The sequence below is a fragment of the Thermoproteota archaeon genome (assembly GCA_030130125.1).
In the GTDB taxonomy this organism is placed as follows: domain Archaea; phylum Korarchaeota; class Korarchaeia; order Korarchaeales; family Korarchaeaceae; genus Korarchaeum.
Genome location: JARZZM010000038.1, coordinates 1 through 4,297, shown reverse-complemented (window position 1 = coordinate 4,297; position 4,297 = coordinate 1). Strand labels below are relative to the sequence as shown.

The window sequence follows — 4,297 nt, the reverse complement described above, 5'->3', positions numbered from 1 at the left end:
ACGCCGGAGCCCAGATTCTCGGCAGCGACTCCTATGAAAAGGAGGTAGATGTACCACTTGACTAGCCCAGCGAGGAGACCGGAGGGACTTATGCCGTACAGTTCGTCCATGAGGCCCTTACTGCGCACCCACTTGTCCAGTCCCAGGAACTTCCTTAGTAAGCCGCTGATGACTATGCCCACAAGCCTCCCTATCACGTATCCCACTAGAAGAATCACGGCAGCAGATAGCAACTTGGGAGCGGTCACTTTGAACAGCATCCAGAGCTGCTCCAGCGCCACGACTACGTCCTGTAGGCCCTGCATCCCTACCAGCCGGCAGTCGGCTCAATCCCGTTTATAAATGTTTCTGGTCAAAAAAGGAGGTTATTCAGGCTGAAAACTTCTCCATGGGCTTGACATCGTGGGGAGCTATCTCCCTAGCACCTACTGATGATAGGAGGGCTATTCTGGCCTTCTTTTTCATTTCCCCTATGTTGGCGGCGCCTACATAGCCGAAGGCGGCCCTCAGGCCCGCAACGAACTTATCTATGACTGTAGCGACGTCACCCCTGTACGGGACTAGGCCCTCTATCCCCTCAGCTATGTCCTTGGACGGCTTGCTGTATCTGTCGAGAGCGAACCTCTTCGACCTGGCTGACGGGCTGCCCATACCCCTGTAAACCTTGTACATTTTCCCTCCCACTATCAGAGGGGATCCTGGGGATTCCTTGGTTCCAGCCAAGGCGAAGCCGAGCATGACAGCATCTGCACCGGCTGCAAAGGCTTTAGCTGCCTCAGCAGGACCCCTAACCCCTCCATCGGCGATAACAGCCACATCAGAGCCGTATTTAGCCACCACTTCAGAGGCCTTGGCCACAGCGAAGAGGGTCGGTGCAGCGACACCTGTCACCTCCCCGGTGGTGCATATGCTCCCGCTGGCTATACCGACCCTCAGACCCACTACATCAAGCCTAGTGATGATCTCCTCAGCAGCCTCGTAGGTCCCGATGTTCCCCGCCACTAGGGGAACGTTGACCTCCTCCGTTATCCTTTTAACAGCCCTCATCACATTCTCGTTATGGAAGTGTGCCACATCAGTAACCAGCAGATCCACATAAGGCTCGAGGGCCTTCGCTCTCTCCAGATCGAAGGGAGATATGGCCGCAGCTACTCTCAGCCTTCCCTCCCCATCTCTGGTGGCGAACGGATGTGACTCCCTGTAAAAGACGTCCTTAGCAGTTATAAGACCGACTAGCCGACCATAATCGTCGACCACAGGGAGTTTCTCTATTTTATAGCGAGACATGATCTTCCTAGCCTCTTGAGGAGTTATATCTGGACTGACTGTGATGACATCCTTTGTCATCACCTCCCTAACCACCTGATTACCATCCTCGGCGAAGTAGACGTCTCTCCTAGTTATTATACCCACCAGTCTGCCCTCGGCCACTACAGGGAGGCCTGATATGTCCATCTCCTTCATTATCGAGCGAGCGGTCTCGACAGTATCATCGGGAGTAACGGTTACAACATCCCTTATTATGAAAGACTCCGCTCTCTTGACCGCTTTAGCCATGTTAACCTGCTCTTCAACCGTGCAATTCCTGTGCAGTACGCCTAAGGCGCCCATCCTAGCGACTGCTATGGCCATCTCCGCCTCCGTCACAGTGTCCATCGGAGAGGATAAGATGGGGACATGAAGCCCGATCTCTCCCAGCCGGGTGGATAGATCCACCTCGGAAGGCTCTACTTGGGTCTTTCCGGGCAGAAGAATGACATCTCCAAATGTGAAGGCCATCTCTATGTTAGCAAACTTATCCCAAGGCATATCTAGAGTGGATAGATGGTTGGATAAACTTTTCGCCCCCGAGTCAGGGTTCGACGGTCCTGCTCTTGGGGATTAGGTTGCGAAGCACCTCACCATTGTAGTACCCGGAGCCAGCGAAAACCGGGCCGAACTTCACCAAGTAAACCCCCCTCTCCGGTAGCTCTACTGCTATATCCTCTCCCCTCATCCATCTCCTGAATTCCTCCTCACTGAGCTCAACCACATGCCTCGAAGCCCCCCTGCCGATTACGTAGGATCCCTCCACGCTAATTATGTAACCGTAAGGGGCCTTCTTGGCCAGATAGACCCCTCTTATCACATCTTTCACATCGAATCCAGCGGCTTCCTTGGTCAGGAACCTTATCCTCTTCTTACCTGACCTGATCAAGGAGTAGCCAGAGAGATCGACATCAAACCACCGCTTGACCCAGGCGAGGAACTCGCTCACATCGGCTTCCTTAGCAGAGCCACGAAGAACCCTATAGTGTCGTTGTCCTGTGGGTATATCCTCATGGTTTTCCTCAGCTCGCTTCCGAACTCCCAATCCATCCACCTCTCCAATCCGGGCCTCCACCTGAGCCCCTCTAACTGGAGCTCCTCCAATACAGCACCTAGCTTCAGGAGATTATAAACGACCCACTCGTTCTCCTTGGGTTCCAACGTGCAGGTGGAGTACACCATGACCCCTCCCTTCCTGAGGACGCGGTAGGCCGCCTTAGCCAGAGAGAGCTGGAGCCTAGCTATCTTGTTGACGGACTTGGGGCTCCACCTGACCAATGCGCCCCAAGACCTCCTGACTTCTCCCAAGGAGCTACACGGGGCATCCAACAGCACCTTATCGAATTTCTCCTCCCTGAAGAACTGGGGGGCCCTCCTTCCGTCGGACAGAGTCACTACCACGTTAATGGACCCCATCCTCTGAACATTGGCTATCAGTGCGTCCACCCGATCGGGAGTCACATCATTGGCCACCAAAACCCCCTCATGTCTCATCATCTCAGATATCTGGGTCGTCTTGGATCCCGGAGAGGCAGCCAGATCCAATACCCTCTCTCCCGGACTGGGTGAGAGTGCGACCGGAGGGATCATGGAAGCCGCTTCCTGAACGTAATACAGCCCTAACTGGTGCCATTCAGTATTTCCCAATCTCTCAGGTCCCTTCTTTACCCTATAGCCGTACTCGTACCACGGTATTGGCTCCAAAACCCACCCACCCTCCTCGAGCTTCGCCACCAGCCAGTCAGGATCTACCTTCATCGGGTTGAGCCTGATGCTCGGAATCGGCTTCCTCGCCATGAAGGACAGGAGTATGTCGTACTCCTCTCCAAGAAGCTCTCTATACCTCCTCTCAAACTCCGGTTTTATCAGCCCCTCCGGGATGCCATGGCTCATCTCGCTAGGTGAGACCCCCTAGCTTTATCTAGGTTTTGGATGGATGGAGCCTGATGGGTGTTAACTTGGAGGAGCTGAGGGACCTGATACTAAAGCTAGCTGCTGAAAACGCTCTCAAGTACGGTAAGGCCAATCCAAAGGCTGTCCTAGGTAAGCTCATGGCATCTCGGCCGGATCTGAGGCCGAAGGCTAGGGAACTGGCTTCTCTGGTGGAGAAAATGGTCTCCCAGGTCAATGAGATGCCTCTTGAAGCCCTGAAAGAGATAGCCACTCCACCTAAGAGGGAGAAAAAGCCGCAGGAGAGGGTGTGGCCACCTCTAGAGGGGGCTGAGGAAGGTAATGTCGTGACGAGAGTGGCACCGGAACCCAACGGTTATCCGACGCTGGGGCACGCTAAAGGACTGTTAGTTCCCTTCATATACGCTAGGATATACAAGGGGAAGTTCCTACTGAGATTCGAGGACACCAATCCTAGGGTGGAGAGGCTGGAGTTCTACGATGCCATAAGGGAGGAGTTCTCTAGGTTACTCGAGGCTGCCGAGAGGGAACTCGGTCTGTCGCCGGGTAAATGGGACGAGGAGATCATAGAATCCTATCACATCCCCAAGATGTACGAACTGGCGGAGAAGCTGATAAGACAGGGGGATGCCTACGTATGCACATGTCCGGCTGAGAAGGTTCGTCGTTGGAGGAGGGAGGGAAGGGAGTGCGAGCACAGGAATCAGCCAGTGGATGTCAACTTGGAGCTGTGGGAAAGGATGCTTGAGGGAGATTTCAGGGAAGGGGAGGCCCACCTAAGACTCAAGACGGACATGAGGCATCCCAATATAACCATGAGGGACCCGGGCATCTTCAGGATAGTAGAAGCACCCCACCCAATCCATGGGAACAGGTTCAGAGTATACCCCGTTTACGACTTCTCGGTCAGCGTCATGGACTCCCTAACTGGGGTAACTCATGCGTTCCGCAGCAAGGAGTTCGAACCTCATGTGGAGGTTCAGAGGACGATAATCAGGAAGTTGGGTCTAAGGGAATACCACATGGTGCAGTTCGGCAGGATAACGGTTGAGGGAATCCCTCTCTCAAAGAGGTACAT

The 4,297-nt window shown here is 54.1% G+C and carries 5 protein-coding genes; 1 reads left to right on the top strand and 4 read right to left on the bottom strand.

Annotated features, from left to right (window positions below; genetic code table 11):
* The 4 genes from QI197_06355 to QI197_06340 all read right to left on the bottom strand — a co-directional run.
* On the bottom strand, positions 1-305 hold a 305-nt coding region (locus QI197_06355; protein MDK2372984.1), incomplete at its 3' end, for a hypothetical protein.
* A gap of 64 nt (positions 306-369) precedes the next feature.
* On the bottom strand, positions 370-1,809 hold the full coding sequence (gene guaB / locus QI197_06350; GenBank protein ID MDK2372983.1) for an IMP dehydrogenase: 1,440 nt from the start codon (positions 1,807-1,809) through the stop codon (positions 370-372).
* A gap of 43 nt (positions 1,810-1,852) precedes the next feature.
* Positions 1,853-2,257: a hypothetical protein gene (locus tag QI197_06345; GenBank protein MDK2372982.1), complete on the bottom strand. Its 405-nt coding sequence runs from the start codon at positions 2,255-2,257 to the stop codon at positions 1,853-1,855.
* Positions 2,254-3,201, bottom strand: a complete 948-nt coding sequence (locus tag QI197_06340; protein MDK2372981.1) for an RsmB/NOP family class I SAM-dependent RNA methyltransferase — start codon at positions 3,199-3,201, stop codon at positions 2,254-2,256. The genes QI197_06345 and QI197_06340 overlap by 4 nt, the downstream gene beginning before the upstream one ends.
* Positions 3,202-3,236: 35 nt before the next feature.
* Here QI197_06340 and QI197_06335 point away from each other — a divergent pair.
* On the top strand, positions 3,237-4,297 hold a 1,061-nt coding region (locus QI197_06335; GenBank protein MDK2372980.1), incomplete at its 3' end, for a glutamate--tRNA ligase family protein.

Bases quoted from the DNA above. Each gene is read 5' to 3' on its own strand.
- QI197_06340 (MDK2372981.1), bottom strand. From the start codon at position 3,201: ATGAGCCATGGCATCCCGGAGGGGCTGATAAAACCGGAGTTTGAGAGG.
- guaB (MDK2372983.1), bottom strand. From the start codon at position 1,809: ATGCCTTGGGATAAGTTTGCTAACATAGAGATGGCCTTCACATTTGGA.